Consider the following 1065-nt stretch of genomic DNA (forward strand, 5'->3'; position numbering starts at 1 on the left):
CCGATCATCCTGGTCGCCTGCGAGGACATCACGGAGCGCAGGCGGGCCGAGGAGGCGCTGCACAAGGCACAGTCCGAACTCGCCCACGTCACACGCGTGACGACGATAAATGCACTAACCTCCTCCATTGCCCACGAGGTCAACCAGCCGCTCGGCGCCATCGTCACCAATGCTCATGTGGCCCTGCGCTGGCTCGCTCGCCAGCCGCCTAACCTCGAGGAGGCACGGGAGGCGCTGGAGCAGATCGGCAAGGACGGGCATCGGGCCAGCGAGGTGATCGGACGGGTGCGCGCGCTCCTCAAGAAGACGGCCACTACCAGGGAACGGGTGGACCTGACCGAGCAGATCCAGGATACGGTCGCCCTGGTCCATGGTGAGGTGCTCCGGCATCGGATCCTGGTGCGGACCGAGTTGGCGCCCGAGCTTCCGCCCGTGGCGGGCGACCGAGTACAGGTGCAGCAGGTGCTGCTGAACCTTGTGATGAACGGCATCGAGGCCATGAAAGAGGTGACTGAGCGGCCGCGCGAGCTGTGGATCCATCGTACTGATGAATCCGGGGCCGTGCGCGTGGCGGTGCAGGACGCTGGGGTGGGGCTGGACCCGAACAGTGTGGATCGCCTGTTCGAGACATTCTACACGACCAAGCCTGAGGGCATGGGCCTGGCGATCTGCCGCTCGATCATCGAGGCGCACGGCGGACGGTTGTGGGCATCTGCGAACGAGCCTCGGGGGGCGGTGTTTGAATTCTGCCTGCCGCCCGAAAAGGACGAGAACGCTCCCGCCGCGACCGCCCGTCCAATGCTGGTGCTGTGAGGGGCAGCTCCGGAGGAGCGACACGGATCCGTTGTCGGTGACGGCGGATATCCCGGCTGGGCGCTGTCACGTTGTTTGTAGCAAGACGGCCGGAAGCGCCGGGAGCAGATATCAGGCGAGCGTTCCGGTTACGGCTTTCCATTGCGCCATGGCACCCTGGCGGTGAAGGTGGATAGCAAAGGCTGAACGTTTGGGACGGGGCGAGACGAAGAGGTTGCGCAGGGCCGAGAAGATCGAGACGAAGCGTTGCAG

General features: G+C 65.3%; 1 protein-coding gene and 1 pseudogene. One reads left to right on the plus strand and one right to left on the minus strand.

The genetic code is table 11. The features are described 5' to 3' along the window. On the plus strand, positions 1-813 hold an 813-nt coding region (locus NMG80_RS07140; protein ID WP_254017466.1), incomplete at its 5' end, for a sensor histidine kinase. Between the two features lie 111 nt (positions 814-924). Here NMG80_RS07140 and NMG80_RS07145 read toward each other — a convergent pair. Further along, a pseudogene (locus NMG80_RS07145) lies at positions 925-1065 on the minus strand (IS6 family transposase); the annotation flags it as partial.

The sequence above is a fragment of the Mesorhizobium escarrei genome (assembly GCF_935825525.1).
Taxonomy (GTDB): Bacteria; Pseudomonadota; Alphaproteobacteria; order Rhizobiales; family Rhizobiaceae; genus Mesorhizobium; species Mesorhizobium escarrei.